General features: G+C 73.3%; 16 protein-coding genes. 5 read left to right on the top strand and 11 right to left on the bottom strand.

Features of this window, described 5'->3' with window-relative positions; genetic code table 11:
* Nucleotides 1-11: 11 nt before the first annotated feature.
* On the bottom strand, nucleotides 12-1,385 hold the full coding sequence (locus tag O7611_RS01060) for a glycoside hydrolase family 6 protein (protein WP_194798803.1): 1,374 nt from the start codon (nucleotides 1,383-1,385) through the stop codon (nucleotides 12-14).
* Between the two features lie 156 nt (nucleotides 1,386-1,541).
* Between O7611_RS01060 and O7611_RS01055 the strand changes: the two genes are divergently transcribed.
* Nucleotides 1,542-2,825, top strand: a complete 1,284-nt coding sequence (locus tag O7611_RS01055; protein ID WP_194798804.1) for a GAF domain-containing protein — start codon at nucleotides 1,542-1,544, stop codon at nucleotides 2,823-2,825.
* Between the two features lie 412 nt (nucleotides 2,826-3,237).
* On the opposite strand, the gene O7611_RS01050 is transcribed toward O7611_RS01055, so the two are convergent.
* Both O7611_RS01050 and O7611_RS01045 read right to left on the bottom strand, forming a co-directional pair.
* Nucleotides 3,238-4,305 (bottom strand): DUF2855 family protein, encoded by a 1,068-nt coding sequence (locus O7611_RS01050; RefSeq protein WP_194798805.1) that lies wholly within the window; start codon nucleotides 4,303-4,305, stop codon nucleotides 3,238-3,240.
* An 87-nt stretch (nucleotides 4,306-4,392) separates the two neighbouring features.
* Nucleotides 4,393-5,298: an oxidoreductase gene (locus O7611_RS01045; protein WP_194798806.1), complete on the bottom strand. Its 906-nt coding sequence runs from the start codon at nucleotides 5,296-5,298 to the stop codon at nucleotides 4,393-4,395.
* Nucleotides 5,299-5,430: 132 nt separating this feature from the next.
* On the opposite strand from O7611_RS01045, the gene O7611_RS01040 reads away from it, so the two are divergent.
* On the top strand, nucleotides 5,431-6,312 hold the full coding sequence (locus O7611_RS01040) for a helix-turn-helix domain-containing protein (protein ID WP_194798807.1): 882 nt from the start codon (nucleotides 5,431-5,433) through the stop codon (nucleotides 6,310-6,312).
* Between the two features lie 5 nt (nucleotides 6,313-6,317).
* Here O7611_RS01040 and O7611_RS01035 read toward each other — a convergent pair whose 3' ends face one another.
* The gene (locus O7611_RS01035; RefSeq protein ID WP_194798808.1) at nucleotides 6,318-6,794 is read right to left on the bottom strand and encodes a TspO/MBR family protein; all 477 of its coding nucleotides are present in this window, start codon (nucleotides 6,792-6,794) and stop codon (nucleotides 6,318-6,320) included.
* A gap of 168 nt (nucleotides 6,795-6,962) precedes the next feature.
* On the opposite strand from O7611_RS01035, the gene O7611_RS01030 reads away from it, so the two are divergent.
* Both O7611_RS01030 and O7611_RS01025 read left to right on the top strand, forming a co-directional pair.
* The gene (locus O7611_RS01030) at nucleotides 6,963-8,120 is read left to right on the top strand and encodes a peptidoglycan DD-metalloendopeptidase family protein (RefSeq protein WP_194798809.1); all 1,158 of its coding nucleotides are present in this window, start codon (nucleotides 6,963-6,965) and stop codon (nucleotides 8,118-8,120) included.
* An 84-nt stretch (nucleotides 8,121-8,204) separates the two neighbouring features.
* Nucleotides 8,205-8,645: a hypothetical protein gene (locus tag O7611_RS01025; RefSeq protein ID WP_194798810.1), complete on the top strand. Its 441-nt coding sequence runs from the start codon at nucleotides 8,205-8,207 to the stop codon at nucleotides 8,643-8,645.
* Nucleotides 8,646-8,652: 7 nt separating this feature from the next.
* Here the strand turns inward: O7611_RS01025 and O7611_RS01020 are convergent, their stop codons facing one another.
* The 5 genes from O7611_RS01020 to O7611_RS01000 are packed head-to-tail and all read right to left on the bottom strand — an operon-like array spanning nucleotide 8,653 to nucleotide 13,780.
* Nucleotides 8,653-9,363, bottom strand: coding sequence for an ABC transporter ATP-binding protein (locus O7611_RS01020; RefSeq protein ID WP_269696051.1), 711 nt, complete (start codon nucleotides 9,361-9,363; stop codon nucleotides 8,653-8,655).
* Nucleotides 9,360-10,328 (bottom strand): ABC transporter ATP-binding protein, encoded by a 969-nt coding sequence (locus O7611_RS01015; protein WP_269696050.1) that lies wholly within the window; start codon nucleotides 10,326-10,328, stop codon nucleotides 9,360-9,362. Before O7611_RS01015 ends, O7611_RS01020 begins: the two co-directional genes overlap by 4 nt.
* Nucleotides 10,325-11,191 carry an ABC transporter permease gene (locus tag O7611_RS01010; RefSeq protein ID WP_194798813.1) on the bottom strand — a complete coding sequence of 289 codons (867 nt, stop codon included), beginning with the start codon at nucleotides 11,189-11,191 and terminating at the stop codon, nucleotides 10,325-10,327. The genes O7611_RS01015 and O7611_RS01010 overlap by 4 nt, the downstream gene beginning before the upstream one ends.
* On the bottom strand, nucleotides 11,184-12,188 hold the full coding sequence (locus tag O7611_RS01005) for an ABC transporter permease (RefSeq protein WP_269696049.1): 1,005 nt from the start codon (nucleotides 12,186-12,188) through the stop codon (nucleotides 11,184-11,186). Before O7611_RS01005 ends, O7611_RS01010 begins: the two co-directional genes overlap by 8 nt.
* A complete protein-coding gene (locus tag O7611_RS01000) occupies nucleotides 12,185-13,780 on the bottom strand; it encodes an ABC transporter substrate-binding protein (protein WP_269696048.1) in 1,596 nt (531 codons plus the stop codon). Before O7611_RS01000 ends, O7611_RS01005 begins: the two co-directional genes overlap by 4 nt.
* Nucleotides 13,781-13,985: 205 nt before the next feature.
* On the opposite strand from O7611_RS01000, the gene O7611_RS00995 reads away from it, so the two are divergent.
* Entirely contained in the window at nucleotides 13,986-15,254 is a 1,269-nt protein-coding gene (locus tag O7611_RS00995) for a PP2C family protein-serine/threonine phosphatase (protein WP_269696047.1), read from the top strand.
* On the opposite strand, the gene O7611_RS00990 is transcribed toward O7611_RS00995, so the two are convergent.
* Together O7611_RS00990 and O7611_RS00985 are read right to left on the bottom strand one after the other, a co-directional pair.
* Entirely contained in the window at nucleotides 15,234-15,575 is a 342-nt protein-coding gene (locus O7611_RS00990) for an STAS domain-containing protein (protein ID WP_269696046.1), read from the bottom strand. The two genes, O7611_RS00995 and O7611_RS00990, sit on opposite strands and share 21 nt — an antisense overlap.
* A 104-nt stretch (nucleotides 15,576-15,679) precedes the next feature.
* Nucleotides 15,680-16,960 carry an MFS transporter gene (locus O7611_RS00985; RefSeq protein ID WP_269696045.1) on the bottom strand — a complete coding sequence of 427 codons (1,281 nt, stop codon included), beginning with the start codon at nucleotides 16,958-16,960 and terminating at the stop codon, nucleotides 15,680-15,682.
* Nucleotides 16,961-17,062: the final 102 nt, after the last annotated feature.

Raw genomic sequence — 17,062 nt, 5'->3', positions numbered from 1 at the left:
GTCGGGTCCGGTCAGGCGGCGCAGGTGGCGGTAGCGCCCTGGCCGGTGCCGGTGCCCTGGAAACCGAAGTTGGTCGTCTGGCCGGCGCCGACCTGCCCGTTGTAGCCCACGTTCGTGAACCGGACGGTGCCGCTGGTGCCGCTGGCCTGGGCGTTCCAGGTGCCGGTGATCGCGGCGCCGCCAGGCAGCGCGACGGTCACGGTCCAGCCGTTGATGCTCGCCGAGCCGGCGGTGACGTTCACGCTCGCGGTGAAGCCGCCGTTCCACTGGTTGACAGCGACCGACGCGGAGCAGCCGTTACCGGCCGGCGGCGGCGTGGTCGGCGGCGCCGTGGTCGGCGGAGCGGTCGTCGGCGGAGCGGTGGTCGGCGGATTGGTCGTCGGCGGCGCGGTGGTGGGCGGCGGATTGGGCGCGCCGTTGGCCAGGCTGAAGGCCAGGTCCGGCTGGAACGAACCGGCCGTGTAGCGGCAGCCGTCCGCTTCGCCCGGCGGCTTCACCCATAGGTACGCGTCGATGTTGGCGTCGCCGGTGTTCGTCGTCGGGTACTGCCCGATGCGCCGGTCGGTGTTGTCGTCGGCGCACCAGTCACCGGCGGCACCGCCGTTGCGGCTGGTGTCGATGACCTGCCGCTTGCCGGAGATGCCCATGCCGTTGAGCGCGGAGATGACGGCCCGGCCGAAGTTCGCCTCGCTGGACGTGGGGTTGAAGTTCGACACGTTGGTGAAGAAGCCGTCGGCGTACTGCACGCCGGCCGCCCGCAGCCGGTTCGCAGTGTCGTTGGCGCTGTTCCAGGTCGAGTGCCCGCCGTCGAGGTAGACCTTGGCGTTGGGGTTGCCCGACTTGATGGTCTGGGTCGCCGTGGTCAGCGCCTGGTTGCGCGCGCTGAGTTCGCTGGGGCTCAGGCAGGTCTGGAGCGCGAGCGAGTCGGTCTCCAGGATGATCAGAACCGTCTGGTTGCCGAGCCCTCTGGCGAAGTTGGACACCCAGGTCTGGTACTGGTTGAGGTCCGGCGCGCCACCGGCGCTGGCCCCACCGCAGTCCCGGTTGGGGATCTCGTACACCGACAGCACGGGAATCTGCTGTGCCGCGTTGGCGGCGCCGATGAAGCTGGAGACCTCCGACTGGATGGTCGACGGGTTGAAGTTGGCGTACCAGCGCGCCTGCGGCTGACTGGCGATCTTGTCGCGGATGACGGCGGCGCGGGAGTCGCCGGGGTTTGCCGCGACCCAGCGGACCACTGCCGAGCTCGGGTCACGGTAGAGCGATCCGGACACCGTTCCGGCGGATGCGCCACCGACGGCGAAACCGACGCCGGCCGCGGCGAGGCCCGCGACGGCGGCCACGCTGATGGCCGCTGATCTGCGGCGGGACGAGAGGATAGCCACGTCGTGTTTCCTCCTGATCACATAGACGTATCTAAGTTCGTGGGAGCGTTCCCACGACGGTAACGGAGGCGAGCGTCGATGCCAAGATGTGAACGCCTGCCACTGGCCCGTAATGTGGCAGCGATCGACGAGGCAGGCGTGGGAGGAAGACCAGGCATGACGGCGCTACCGGGCCAGCAGGCGAGCTCGTCGGTCGCCGGGCAGCCCGCCGACGAGGATCTACGGGCGCTGTTCGGGCAGTCCATCGCCGTGTTCGCGGCGCTTGCCGGGCCGACGCACGTGGTGGAGGCGGCGAACCCGGCGTTCTTCGCCGCCATCGGCGAGGAACGCGCCCGTACCGGGGTCGCCCTCGCCGAGTTGATGCCGGAACTGGACGGCCAGGGCTTCATCGCCCTGCTGGACGAGGTCTACCGCACGGGCGAGTCGTACACCGGCCACGACGCCCGGATCATGCTCGGCACCGGGTCGCAGGCGCGGGAGGCGTTCTTCGACTTCACCTACGAGGCGCGCCGCGACGCCGACGGCACGGTGACCGGGATCCGCGTGATCGGGGTGGAGACCACGCAGGTCAAGCACGCGCAACGGCTGATGGCCGAGCACCGCGCGATGCTGGAGCAGATCGCCCGGCAGGCGCCGCTGGCCGAGGTGCTCGACGGGATGGCCCGCTGCATCGAGAACCTCGCGCCCCAGGAGGTGCTCGCCTCCGTCCTGCTCGCCGACGCCGACGGCCGGCACCTGCGCCACGGCGCCGCGCCCAGCCTGCCCGACTTCTACAACCAGGCCATCGACGGGATCGCCACCGGCGAAGGTGTCGGCTCGTGCGGCACCGCCGCGCATCGGCGGGAACCGGTCATCGTCACCGACATCGCCACCGACCCGTTCTGGGCCGACTTCCGCGACCTGGCCGAGCGGGCCGGGCTGGCCGCCTGCTGGTCCACGCCGATCCTCGCCCGCGATGGCAGCCTGCTCGGCACGTTCGCCATGTACCACCGCACCCCGCGTGTCCCGCGCGACGCCGACCTGGCGCTCGCCCGGGTCTTCACCGGCACCGCCGCCCTGGCCATCGAACGCCACCACATCGAACAGGCGAAGGCCGACGCGGACGCCCGCGCCCGGGCCGCCCACGACGAGCTGGCCCGGGTGGTGCGGGCGGAGCGGGAACTACGGGCCGAGGCGGAGCAGCGCGCCGCCGCGGCTGCGGAACTCACCGCCCGGCTGCGCGCCGCCGCAGCCGCGCAGGCCGCCACTCCGCGCCCCGAGCGGTGTCAGCTCGGCGGCGGCGACGGCTGCACAGCACCCGCCGAGATCAAGATCGCTGACTCGTGGGGCGACTCGGCATGGGGCTGCCCGCTCCACGTCGAGGAGGCAATCATCAACGTGCGTTCGGTCTTCATCGCCAACGAGGAACTCGGCGGCCTGGCCGCCTACGTCAATCGCTGACCACTCGACCGCGCCCGGCGGCACCCTCGGGGAGATCGGTGCGCCGCGGCCGGGGCCGTCACGCCCTGCTGACGGCCTAGCGTCCGTCGGGCGCGCCGGCCGGCTCACGAGCGGGCTGCGCCGCGGCGAACGGGCTCCGCAGACGGGTCATGGATTCGACGCTGACGTCCGCGATCGGACCGCGCTCGTCGTCTGTGGCACCGACCCCCTCCACACGGAAGGGGTTCAGGGCGAACGTGTTGTCGGGCACGAGGTGCTCCAAGGGAATCTGCACGGCAGCGCTCGACTCAGTCGTCGCGGCTGGGAAACCGTGGGAGAAGCAAGCGGTGGCGATCAGTCATCGGTACCCCGCGTCGTCAGCCTAGCGCGCATCGGCCGGACGGGCGCACCACGGCCGGAATCGGCGACGTGCTCAGAGCTGGACGACGTGGCCGACCCGGGGTGGCGTACGGCCCGCGAGGACGTCGAGCCACGCGTCCCGCAGCGCCTCCGGACCGGTGCCGACCCGCACGTCGAGCCATCCGCTCACCACCTGGGAGAACCGCTGCCAGGCGTCGGCGAACCGCTCGTCGAGGCCGTCGCGACCCCAGTCCTGGCTCCGCTTGCGGATGCGCACCGGCGCGAAGAAGACCTCCCCGGCGGCACCCGCGTTGGGTGTCTGCTGGGTGAGGCCGACGGCGATGTCCCGGACCAGCAGGCCGCCGAGGTGCGCGCGCAGGGCGGCGCGGGTAGTGGGTGAGCCGGACAGGTCGAGGTAGACGGTCGGTACGGCGTCGAGCGTGCCGATGTCGTCGTAGGAGAGGACCTCGTCGTAGCAGCCGAGCGACCTGGTGAAGGCGAGGTTGCCCCGCGAGGTGAGCCCGATCAGGCGTGGGCCGCGGCCGTGCAGTTCGAACGCTGTGGCGTACGCCGTCTTGCTCGAAGCGGACGACAGCACGAGCGACCGCGCACCGTAGGCGTTCTCGTCGATCACCTGGTCGGCGAGCATGAACGAGGTGAAGAACAGCGGCCGGAACAGGATGAGCAGGTCCTCCTGCTCCGCCCGGTACGCGGGGTCGCCGTCGGTGGACCGGTAGGCGTTGTACGGCGAGGGCAGGCCGGCCCGGTGCGTGCTGGCGTCGCGGAATCCGGACTCGTCCACCCGGTCGGGGCGTACCACCAGGTGACCGGCGGGCGGCAGGTAGCCGTAGACTCGCCGGCCCGGCTCGACTCCCGACACTGTGGATGCAACCACCTCGGCGAAGCCCCACAGCGGCGGCAGCCCCCACTGCCGGTCCAGCCCACGCGGCTCGGGCGGGAAGAACTCCCAGTAGCGCATCGCCTCGCCGAGCACCGCGTACGTCACGTTGTTGGCGGTCAGGCCGACCCGGTCCACGCGCAGCAGCGCCTCCCCGTCGGCGAGGGCGGGCACCGCGCCGTCGGCGAGCGTGGTGCGGGAGAGGTCGGCACGGGCCACAGCGAACGTCCACGAGTCAGCCATGGCCTGACGCTAGGCAGACGCGAAACTCCAGACAAGTGCACTGGGAGTGCAAAATCCCACTCGCCCCCGTCGTTGCGCACCGCCGGTTCACAGGTAACGAACACCGGTCAGCTCCGCCGCCGCAGCCCAGAGGCGCTCGCCCACGGCCGGGTCGGCGGCCTGCCGGCTGAGCCGCGCCTCGGTGACCGGACCCCAGGTCTCGAAGAACCGGGACGGACCGAAGAACTGGCCGCCGCGTACCTCCGGGTCGGTCGCGGCCCGCAACTGCGGCAGGACGCCCCGCTCGACCGGCTGGGTGGCGAGCGATCCGAGCCGCCCGATCATCCGGCCGAGCCGGCCGCGGTGTTCCCAGGCGCGCGGCGTGAGGTTGCTGCGGGTGAGACCGGGATGCGCCAGCGCGCTGACCACAGGCGACCCGGCCGCGCGCAGGCGGCGATTCAGTTCGACGCCGAAGACAGTGGTGGCGAGCTTCGATCGGCCGTACGCGGCAGAGGCCCGGTAGTCGCGCTCGGACATCAGGTCGTCGAAGTCGAGCCGTGCGTTGCGGTGGGTGAGGGAGCTGAGGCTCACCACCCGCGGCGCCCGCGCCCCGGCGAGCGCGTCCAGCAGCAGGCCGGTCAGCGCATAGGGGCCCAGCATGTTCGTGGCGAACTGCAGCTCGAAGCCGTCGGCGGAGGTGCGGCGCGGGCCGAGCAGCACCACACCGGCGTTGTTGACGAGGAGGTCGATCGTCGGGTGGTCGGCGGTCAGCTTCGCGGCGAACGCGCGTACCGATTCGAGGCGGGCCAGGTCCAGCTCGCGTACCTCGGTGTCGCCGCCCATGCGGCGGGCGGCCTCCCGGCCGGCGGCGGTGTTCCGCACGGCCAGTACGACGTGGGCGCCGCGGCGGGCCAGTTCGGTGGCGGTGACCAGGCCGAGGCCCGAGTTCGCGCCGGTCACGACGGCGACCCGGCCGCGCTGGTCGGGGATGCGGTCGGTGGTCCATCCGGTCATCTGCTACTCCTCGGGTCCGGCGGTCGCGTTCAGCGATGACGCTAGGAGCGATCCGGGCGGTCTCGGTCGTTCCCGGTTGCCTAGGTCCGCGGGACCTACCCTGGGCGGGCGGCGTCGCGGCAGACTGGCGGCATGAGCAGCAGGCATCCGTACGCACGCGAGCTGGGCGCCTTCCTCCGCGCCCGACGTGGCCGACTGCGTCCGCGCGACGTCGGCCTGGAGCCGGGCGGGCGGCGCAAGGTGACCGGCCTGCGGCGGGAGGAGCTGGCCCTGCTGGCCGGGCTGAGCACCGACTACTACCAGCGGATGGAGCAGGGCCGGGAGGTACGCCCCTCGGACGACGTCCTGGACGCGCTCGCCGGCGCCCTCGCTCTCGACGACACCGAACGCCGGCACCTGTTCACGCTGGCCCGGGCCGCCCGGCGGCCGATGCCGACCCGCGTCGACCACGGTCCGGAGCGGGTGCCGGACGGCACCCGGCGGCTGCTGCGGGTGATGGACACCCCGGCTGTCGTCCTCGGCCGGCATCTGGACCTGCTCGACTGGAACCCGATGGCGCAGGCGCTGCTCGGTGACCCGGCGGACCTCCCGCCCGGCCGACTCAACATGCTCCTGCTGCTGTTCGACGACGCGCTGACCGGGGGACGGAGTTGCCCGGACTGGGAGCGGCAGGCGCTGGACTACATCGGGATGATGCGCGCCGCCGTCGCCGACGACCCGACCCATCCCCGCGCCACCGCTGTCGTCGGCGAGCTGAGCATCCGAAGCGCGGAGTTCCGGCGGCTGTGGGCACGGCACGACGTCCGCGCCTCGGTCAGCGGCACCAAGACGTTCCGGGTGCCCGGACTGGGCGACATCGTCCTGGACTGGGACACCTATCCGCTGCCGGGCAATCCCGGCCCGGTCGTGCTCGTCTTCACCGCCGAGCCGGGCAGTCCGGACGCCGATCGGCTACGACTCCTGGCGTCGTGGCGCGCGACCCGCCCGGCGTCCGCTGACGTCGACCCGGCCTGATCCGGTCACCGTCCCCGGTTGAGGCCGACGATCGCGCCGTTGAGGGCGGTGGCGAAGAGGGTCCACGCGACGTACGGTGCGAGCGCCGCTCCGGCGGGACGGTCGGTGCGCGCCGCGCGGCGCAGCAGCACCAGGTTTGACGCGTTGAGCGCGGCGATCTCGGCCAGCGCGGCGCCGGGCCTGCGGGCGCCGAAGAACAGGGCGGTCCAGCCGGCGTTGAGCGCCAGGTTGAGCGCGTAGCCGCGGGCGAAGGCGGCACGCTCGGACCCTTCGGAGCGGTCCAGCGCCCGCGCACCGGCGACCGCGATCAGCCCGTACAGCGGGGTCCAGACCACTGGGAACGCGGCCGACGGCGGCTGCCAGGCAGGCTTGCGCAGGCGGCGGTACCAGCGCGACGAGGTGCCGGTGGAGGTGGCGGCGGCGCCCGCGGCGGCGGTCGCGGTGACCGCCGCCGCGGTCTTGACCAGGGTCGGTACTCGCATACCGCTCAGCTACCCGGCCGGCGGCGAATAAACCCGCGCCGTTTGAAGATCCGCTTCCAGGTGCGCCTCGACGCACAGATCCTTCACCGAAGCAGGCGGAAATCGTAGACAATTTTCATGCCCTTCGATAGCCTCGCCATTCAGTGATGCTTGTCGATAGGAGGCCCCATGCGACGGCTCGTGCTCTCCTTCACGCTGGCGGCGATCGGCGCCGGGGCCGTGGTACCGGCCCCGGCCTCGGCCGCGCCCCGCCCGGCACCCGCGCCCGTCACCGAAGCGGTGACCGCGAAACTCCTCGGCCAGGCCGACGCCGCGACCCGGACCGCCGGGCCGCAGCGGACCCGGGTCACCGTCACCCGGGCGAGCGGCGGATGGGCCTTCGGTACCGCGGTGCTGCTGGCGGACCGGTCCGCCGACGCGCACCCCACCGGGTCGGTCTTCCTCGCGCGGGCCGACGGCAAGGGCTGGACCGTCGCCTTCGACGGCGAGGCGTCGTTCGGTGACCTGGCCGCCGCGTCACCGCTGGTGAACAAGGACGAGAAGGCGGTGTTCACCGCGCCCGTCGCCCCCATGTACGCGGGGAGCGACTTCCGGACCGGCATGGCCCTGCCGTTCGCGGTCGGGCAGACGTGGACGCTCACCGGCGGGCCGCACGGCTGGGGCGGCGGCGCGCCGTGGAGTTCCGTCGACCTCGCCGGCGGCGACCAGGTGGTCCGAGCCGCGCGGGCCGGAACGGCGTACACGATGTGCACCGGGTGGATCCGGGTCATCCACGACCGGGGCTACTCGACCGACTACTACCACCTGTGGAGCAGCATCTCCGTAAACGGCGCCGCCGTCGGGCAGGGCGCCTACCTCGGTTACACCGGCACCGACGTCACCTGCGGCGGCTCCGCCACCGGCCGGCACGTGCACTTCGGGCTGCGGCAGAACTCGGTCTACGTCCCGATCGCCGGGCACGGCATCGGCAAGTGGGACTTCGTCAGCGGCGCCGGCGAGTACCAGGGTGGCGCCCGGCACGGATCCGCCTACGCCGGCGTGGGCGGCGCCGTCTACAACTACGGCGCGCTCGGCTTCAACCAGGGAGTCGTCGACGCCAACGGCGGCGGCACGCTGACCCGGCGCTCCGGTCCCGGAACGGGGTACGGCGTCCTCGGATCGCTCGCGGACGGCGCCACGGTCACCGTCTCCTGCTCCGCCAACGGCACCTCGCACACCGGCCGGTACGGCACCACCGCGTTGTGGGACCGGCTCAGCGACGGCAGCTGGGTGTCCGACGCCTACCTGTCCACCGGCGTCAACGGGCCGATAAACGGCTGGTGCTGACCACTCCGGGCCGCGCGCGACCGCGCGCGGCCCGACGTCGCCGGCCGTGCGTGCGGACAGCTCTGACTGCTACCTTCCGGACGCATGGACGACTCCCCTCGCTGGTACCGCCCGGCCCCCGACGTGCTGCTCACGGTCGGCAGCGCCACCGCGCTGCTCGGCTACCTGATCCCGTGGTTCCGCGCCAGCCGCCTGCACCAGTGGTCGTACTCGGGCTGGGCCTACCTGGAGACCGAGGGCGGCTGGACCTGGCTGGTCGTGGTGTCCCTGGTGATCGCCCTCCTCGCCGGCCTCTGGGCCGGGCGGAGCGTGGCGTGCGCCAAGCTCGCGGTCGGCGCGGCGGTGGCCGGGATGTTCCTCGCCGGTGCGGTGGTCGCGGTGAGCCTGGGCGCGCTGCCGGAACGCGACAGCATCAACTGGGTCGGTGAGCTGCCGTTCGAGATGGGGATGCCGCTCATGGCGACCGGATTCGGGGCCGTCGTCGCCGGGGCGCTGGGCACCGTACGCCGCCCGGTGCAGGAGTGACGCGAGGTCACGCCGCCGGCAGGTCCACCACCCGAGTGGCCCAGCGGGCCATCAGCGCCGGGTCGTGGGTGATGACCAGGACCCCGGCGCCCTGCCGGCGCTGGTAGTCGCCGACGACGGCGGCGACGTGCGCCTGGGTGGAGGCGTCGAGCATCGCGGTGGCCTCGTCGCAGAGCAGGTAGTCCGGCCGGTGGACCAGGGCGCGGGCCAGGCAGGCGCGTTGCAGTTGCCCGTCGCTCACCGCGTGCGGGCGGCGGGTCAGCAGGTCGGGCGTCAGTCCGACCAGGTCGGCCAGCTCCGCCGCGCGGGCCGCCGCCTGCTCACGCGGTGTGCCGGTGGCACGTAGCGGCTCGGCGACGATGTCGGCGAGGCTGAGCCGCGGGTCGGTGGCGGCACGCGGGCTCTGGAACAGGATCGCGACACGGGTGCGCAGTTCCGCCGGCAGGCGGTGGCGGACGCCGCCGACCCGTTTCCCGTCGATCGTGACGTGACCGCCGTCCGGGGCGTGCAGCAGGGCGAGGACACGGGCGAGAGTGGACTTGCCGCTGCCCGAGGGGCCGCGCAGCCCGACCGTCTCGCCCGGGGCGATGTGCAGGTCGACCCGGTCGAGGACGCCCCGCCCGCCGTACGCGACGGAGACCTGGTACGCGGCGAGCCCGGCGGCCGGCGCGGCGCCCGGGGCGGCGGCATCGGTGGCATCCGGAACCGTGACCGTCATGCCGGTACTCCCTCGCGCAGCGGGTGGTGACAGGCGACCCGGCCCGCGCCGTCGGCGGCCAGGCGGGGCACTGTCGCGCAGGTGTCGGTGGCGCGGACGCAGCGCGGGGCGAAGGCGCAGCCGCCGGGCAGGTCGGTGAGCGCCGGCGGGTGCCCGGGCACCGGCACGAACGCGCGGTCCGGCAGCGCGTCGAGCAGCCCGGCGGTGTACGGGTGGGCCGGGTCGTCGAACAGCCCCTCGGCCGGGCGGTGCTCGACGATGCGGCTGGCGTACATCACCGCGACGGTGTCCGCGACGCGGCGCGCGGCGGCCAGGTCGTGCGTGATGAGCAGGACGGCCGCGCCGGTGTCGCAGCGGCGGCGCAGCAGGTCCAGCGTGTGGTCGACGAGCGGCCGGTCCAGGCCGGTGGTGGGTTCGTCGGCGAGCAGCACCGGCGGGTCCGGTGCGAGAGCCAGCGCGGTGGCGAGCCGCTGGGCCATGCCGCCGGACAGCTCGTGCGGGTACCGGTCCAGGTCGGCCGGGTCGAGACCGACGTCGGCGGCGATCCGGTCGGCGGCGGCCGGCGCGTCGCGGCGGGTGTGCCCGTGCGCGCGCAGCGTCTCCTCCAGCAGCTTCCGCCCGTTACGCACCGGGGTGAGCGCGGTGGCGGGGCTCTGCGGGACCAGGCCGACGCCCCGGCCGCGTACGTGCCGGGCGAGGTGCCGCTCGCCCGCGCCGATCAGGTCGACAGCCTCGCGTCCCGGCGCGTGCAGGCGGGCCTGCCCGGTGACGGCGGCGTTGCGCGGCAGCAGGCCGAGCAGGGCGTGCGCGAGGACGGACTTGCCGCACCCGGACTCGCCGACCACCGCGAGCAGCTCGCCGGGCCGCAGCGTGAGGCTCAGGTCGGTGACGGCGTGCACGAGCGCGTCGCGCAGCCGGAAGCGGACGGTCAGCCCGTCGACGGTCAGCAGCGCCGGGGCGGTCACAGCTGCAGCTCCGCCCGTACGCGCGGGTCGAGGCGGTCACGCCACCGGCCGGTGAGCACGGCGAGCGCCAGCGTGGCCGCCACGAGCAGGAGGCCGGGGACGATGCTGGCCCACCAGGCGCCGGTGAGCAGCGACCGCTGCCCGTCGTTGATCATGTTGCCGATCGAGGCGAGGTGCGGCGGCAGGCCCAGGCCGAGGAACGACAGCGCGGTCTCGTGCCAGACGGCGTGCGGCACCATGAGCGTGGTCGCCAGCGCCAGGCGCGGCAGCACGTGCGGCAGCAGGTGCCGGGTGAGCACCCGAATGCGCCCGGCACCGCCGGAGATCGCGGCGTCCACGAACGGCCGGTTGCGCAGGCTGAGCAGTTCCGACCGCACGATCCGGGCGGTGGACAGCCAGTGCGTCAGCGCGATGGATGCGATCACCGCCCCGAGGCTGGGGCGCAGCATCGCCACGATGAAGATGCCCAGCAGCAGGTGCGGCAGCGCGGCGACGGTGTCTACGACGCGCATGAGCGCCCGGTCGACCCAGCCGCCGACGCTGCCGGCGACGGCGCCGACCAGGCCGCCGATGACCGCTGCGACGAGCGCGGCGACCGCGCCGACGAGCAGCGAGACGCGCAGGCCGTAGAGGCTGCGCAACGCCACGTCGCGGCCGAGGTCGTCGGTGCCGGCCAGGTGCTCCGGCGAGGGCGCGAGGCGGGTACGGGAGAGGTCGACGGCGCTCTGGTCCAGCGGCCACAGGAGCGGGGCGAGCAGCGCGGCGGCGACCACACCGGCGAGCACGACGACGGCGGCAGTCGTGCCGATGCCGCCGGTTCGGCGCAGGCGCCGGACGCGCGCGGGAAGGGCGAGGTCAGTCATCGAGGCGTACCCGGGGGTCGGCGGCGGCGTAGGCGAGGTCGGTGAGGAGGTTCGCGGTCAGCACCACGACGGTGGTGACCAGGGTCGTGGCCGCGAGCAGTGGGAAGTCGGCGCCCAGCGCGGCCTCGACGGTGACCGCACCGAGGCCGGGCAGGGAGAACACGGTCTCCACCAGGACCGCGCCGCCGACGAGTTCGGGCAGGTGCGTGCCGACCAGGGTGAGGAACGGCAGCAACGCGGTCCGCAGCGCGTGTCCGAACAGGACGACCCGGCCCGGAAGCCCCCGGGCGCGGGCGGCCAGGACGTGGTCGTCGCGCAGACTCTCGGCGACCGCGTCGCGGACGAACAGCACGAACCACGGCGCCTGGGAGATCGCCAGCACCGTCACCGGGAGCACCAGGTGCCGGGCCACGTCGGCCGGGTCGGTACCGGTGGCGGTGATGTCGGTGAGCCCGCCGGCGGGCAGCCAGCCGAGGCTGAGCGCGAACACGGCGATCGCCGCGAGGCCGATCCAGAACACCGGCATGGACTGCACGCCGTACGCGACGGCGCACAGCGCCCTGTCGAACCAGCCACCACGGCGGTACGCGGCGAGCGTGCCCAGCAGGACGCTCGCCACCAGCACCAGGGCGAGCGCGGTGCCGACGAGCAGCAGCGTCCAGCCGGCCCGGGCCGCCAGCACGGACGTGACCGGCTCGTGCCGGCTGGTCGACCAGCCCAGGTCGCCGCGCAGCAGGTTGCCGATCCAGCGGGCGTACTGCACCGGCAGCGGATCGTCGACACCCCAGTTGGCGCGGATCTGCGCGAGGTTCTCCTCGCTCGTGGTGAACGCCGCCGCGCCCGCGTACTGCTGGGCCGGGTCGATCGGGGAGGCGGCGCCGAGGGCGAACATGCCCATGCTGGTGGCGGCGAGCACCGGTACGGCGACCAGCAGCCGCCGGCGGATCACAGTGCCCGCCCCGGCCAGCCGTCGCCGGCCGGTCACGGCTGCCGTCACCGCTTCTTCGTCCAGGTGTGCACGTTCCACCAGATGCTGTTGGCGACGTCGTGCTCGTGCGGCTCCACCCGCGGCGTCACCCCGGTCACGGCGTCCTTCAGCACGTAGGTGTGCTGGAGGTAGGTGAGGAACACCCACGGCACGTCGGCGGCGAGCTGCTTCTGGAACGTGGCGTACGCGGCCTTGCGGACGGCCGGGTCGGCGCTGTCCCGGCCGTCCTGCAGCGCGGCATCGGTGACAGTGGACCGGTACGAGCCGGGGTTGAAGAAGCCCTGCCCGGCGAAGGCCGAGCTGAACAGCTTGTAGGAGACGAAGTCCGGGTCGTACGGGGTGCCGTAGCCCATGATCAGGGCGTCGTTCTTCATCCGCGGGGTGATCGCGTCCCAGGTCAGCCCCTCCGGCGTGACTTTGATGCCGACCTTCTTCGCGTCGGCGGTGACGGCCAGCGCGAGTTCCTTGCGCAGGCTGTCGGTGGCCGGGTACATGAGCGCGAACGCGGCCTGCCGCCCGTCCTTGACGCGGATGCCGTCCGGGCCGGGCTTCCACCCGGCGGCGTCCAGCGCGGCGGTCGCCGCGGCGGTGTCGGCGGCGGGCCGGCCGGTGATCGACGACTCGGCGTATTCCGACGTGGGCGGCACCGGCCCGAACGCGGGCTCGCCCGCACCGCCGAGCACCCCCGTCACCATCGCCTGCCGGTCCACGGCGACGTTCAGCGCCCGCCGGATCGCGAGGTCGCCGGTGACCGGGTTGCCCATCGGCAGCATGACGCCCCGGTAGTCGGCGGTCGGCACCCGGTGCACCCGGTAGCCGTTCCGGTTCTCGAACCCGGAGGCGAGCTTCGGCGCCAGCTCCGCCGCGTCGAACTCGCCGGCGCGCATCCGCTGGGCCCGGACGTTGTCGTCGGCGACGAACGCCACCACCACGCCGGAGTTCGCCGGTTTGCCGTCCCAGTACGTCTCGTTCGCCGCGAGCAACAGCCGGTCACCAGGGGTCCAGGAGGTGAACCGGTACGGGCCGGTGCCGACCGGCTTGCGGTTGAACGCGGCCTTGTTGACGTCCTGCCCGGCGAACGCCTTCGCCGGGACGATCCCCAGCGCCAGCCGTTGCAGGAACGGCGCGTACGCGTACTTCAGGGTGAACACGACAGTCGCCGGGTCGGGCGCGGTGACGGAGGCGAGCATGTCCAGATCGGAGCGCAGCGTGGAGTCGACTCTCGGGTCGAGCACCGCCTGGTAGGTGAACACCACGTCCTGGGCGGTCAGCGGGCCGCCGTCGTGGAACAGCACGCCCTCGCGCAGCTTCGCGGTGACCGTCTTCCCGTCCGCCGAGACGGTGGGCAGCTCGCGGGCCAGGGCGGGCGCCAGTTCGTTGCGGGCGTCCCGGGCGACCAGCCCGTCGAAGATCAGCGACGCGCCGTCGACGCCGTAGTTGAGCACCGGGTTGAGCGTGTCCGGCTCGCCCGCTGTGGCGACCACCAGCGTGCCGGCGCTGCCCGTGCCGCCGGTCGACGCCGTCGGCGACGAGCAGCCGGCAACGGCGAGCAGGGCGGCGAGTGCCGCGGCCACGCGTACGGGCTTGGGCTTGATCGCCACCGGCAACCCCTCGAACTCGTCCTAGGTAGCGGGCGGGCGCTCCGGCGAAGATCAGATCACCGGGTGCCCGAGCGCCCGCCCACTTCTGCCACTATTCGGTAGTTGCCAAGCATATGCAATAGGGAGCCATCGACGGCGGACGGCCCTCCGGGCTCGGGCGTCCGCTCGTGAGGCGGCCACCCGGCGCGCTGAATATGCTCAGAGCGTGGAGGACAGCGAGCAGGCGGTGCTGGCCGGGATGCTGCAGTCGGCCGAGGACGCCGCCCCGGTGGAGGCGGTCGAGGCCGTCACCGGCGTCATCGCCACGACGCTGAACGCGTGCGGCGTCTCGCTGCTGATCGCCGACCTCAGCGGCCGTGCGCTGGTCCGGCTGACCCACCAGCCGGCCCGTGGCGGTCCCGGCCGGCGCCACGGCGAGGAGGACGCCGAGGTCCTCCCCTTCGACGGCGGACCCTACGAACGCGCCCTCCGGCAGCAGGCCCCCGAGGTCGTCCCCGGCGACGGCACGTGGACCGTGCTGGCACCGGTCACCGACCGCGGAGAGGCGATCGGCCTGCTGGAGATCGACCTGCCCGATGAGCCGGACGACGACGTGGTGAACTGGGTAGCCCGTACCGCGCACGCGCTGGCGTTCGTGGTCATCGCCAACCGCCGGCACACCGACCTGTTCGAGTGGGGACAGCGGACCACCCCGTTCAGCCTCTCCGCCGAGATCCAGCGCCGTCTGCTGCCCGCCTCGTTCACCTGCGAGGGCGGCGCCTTCACCCTCTCCGGCTGGCTGGAACCCGCCGCCAGCGTCGGCGGGGACACCTTCGACTACAGCCTCGCGCGGAATCTGCTGCACCTCAGCGTCACCGACGCGATGGGCCACGGCGTGGCGAGCGCGCTCACCGCCACCCTCGGCGTGGGCAGCCTGCGCAACACCCGCCGGCGCGGCGGCAGCCTGATCGCCCAGGCCGAGGAGGCCAACCGGGCCGTCGCGGAGCACGCGAACGTACGCGGCGCGTACGTCACCGCCGTACTGGGCCGCATCGACCTCACCACCGGCCGCTGTGAGCTGCTGAACGCGGGACACGTCCCACCGCTGCTGGTCCGGGACGGCCAGGTTCTACCCGTGGAGTTGCCCGGCAACTTCCCGCTCGGCATGTTCCCCGGCGAGAGCTACCGCAGCGGAGAGCTGGCCCTGCTGCCCGGCGACCGGCTGGTGATGGTCACCGACGGCATGCGCGAACGCAACGCTGCCGACCTGGACCTGCCCGGGGCGCTGCTCAGCCTCACCCACCTGCATCCCCGCGAGGCGGTCCGCGCGCTGTCCGACGCGGTGCTGGCAGCCGCCGGGCCGGCGCTGACCGACGACGCCACGCTGCTCGTCGTCGACTGGTACGGCGGCCACGGGCCGCGGCGCAGCACCGCCGGCGCCGACACCACTCGCGTCAGTCCCGACGAGGAGCGCTCAGCGCACCGCCGCCGGTGAGCCGTCCTCGGCGTCCCGCACGGTGCCGAAGAGCGGGATGACACGGTCCACCGAGGTGATCGAGAAGACGTTGCGGATCGACTGGCGGACGACGGCCAGACCGAGCCAGCCGTCGCGCTCCCGCAGGTTCTTGTAGACGAGCACCAGTGCGCCCAGGCCGCTGGAATCCACGAACCCGACCTGGGTCAGGTCGACGACCACCGTCCGCGCACCGGCCTCCACCACATCGAGCAGCCGGTCACGCAGCTGAGGCGCGCTGGCCATGTCCAGATCGCCGGCGACCTCGATCACCGGGCCGACGCGCCCCTGCCTGGTCGCCACCGAGAACTCCACCACTCCCCCTCAACCGCGCCGCAGAAGGCATCTCACTTCTACCCACCGTGCCAGAAATCCGCCCTGATCGCCTCCCGTAGGTGCGCAACGGCTCAGCGGCCTCGCCGCGACGTGGTGGAGGACACCTCAGTGCCGGTCGAGCCCAGTGCCGGAGCGGGAATCCACACCTCGGTGGCGGCCCGGCGGCGCTCGGCGAGGCGTACCGCCGGACGCATGGCCAGGCCCGCGACCACGAACAGCCCGCCGAGCACCAGCCAGCCCGGCGTGCCCCAGCCGAGCAGCAGCGAGGTCAGCAGCACCGGGCCGAGCATCCGGGCCAACTGCGGCGCCATGCCGAAGAAGCCCTGGTACTGCCCCTGCCGGTCGGGGCGGGCCAGGGTGAAGCCGACCTCCCAGCCGCTGGCCGCCTGCACCATCTCGCCGAACACCTGCACCAGTGCCGCGCCCAGCAGCACCGCCGAGGCCACCCACGCGCCGCCGACCATCCCGGAGACCGCGTACGCGCCGCAGGCGACAAGCAGGACCCAACCGGCGTGCCCGCTGGCCCGCGCCGCCGTGCCGGGATCGGTCACCCGGCGGGCCACCCGGACCTGCCACAGCACCACGCACAGCATGTTCACGGTGAGCACGATCGCGCCCATCGGCGCCGGGGCGTCGGTCCGTTCCGCGATCCACAGTGGCAACGCCAGGCTGAGCAGCGGCATGTTCAGGCACATCACCGCGTTCAGCAGGGTGATCAGCGCGTACGGGCGGTCGCGCAGCACGGCCAGCCGTCCCGGCTCGGGTCCGGCCGGGACCGGCGCCGCCGCCTCGGGCAGCCGGCGCACCAGCAGGGCCGCGGCCAGGAAGCTCGCCGCGTCGAGCGCGAAGGCGGACAGATACGCCGGGCGGCTGTCCGCCCAGAGCACGAGCGCGCCCAGCCCGGCCCCGGCGGCCAGGCCGGCGTTCGAGACCGACTGCAACCGGGCCCGTACCGCGGTGCGCCGCGCGGGCTCGATCAGCCCGACCAGCAGCGCCTGCCGGCTGGCGGTGAGCCCGGCCTGGCAGGCGGCGTAGCAACAGGCGAGCAGCACGAACAGCGGGAAGGAACGGATCACGAGGAAGCCGCTGAGTGCGGCGGCGGTGGCGACGGCGAAGACGACTGTCATCCGCCGCGCGCCGTAGCGGTCTGCCAGCTGGCCGGCGGGCACCCCGGCGAGGATGCCCGTCGACCAGCCCACGGTGAGGGCGATCCCGACCTGCGCCGGGGACAACCCGACCACCCGGATGAAGAACAGCGCCGAGCAGGCGTAGAACGCGCCGTCACCCACCGAGTTCGCGAGCTGGGCCAGGGCCAGCACCCGGACCCGGCGGCCGGTGTCGACATCGGTCATTGCTCGTCCCCCGTTCGCCATGCTCCTTCCTTCATCCAAGACCTGCGGATTGGCTCGCAGAAGCGCCGATTCCAGGCGATTCGATTGGGCCAATGTAGTGTC

Source organism: Micromonospora sp. WMMC273 (genome assembly GCF_027460285.1).
Classification (GTDB): Bacteria; Actinomycetota; Actinomycetes; order Mycobacteriales; family Micromonosporaceae; genus Micromonospora; species Micromonospora aurantiaca.
The sequence above is the reverse complement of the archived record's forward strand: the minus strand, read 5'-3'. Positions and strand labels throughout refer to the sequence as shown.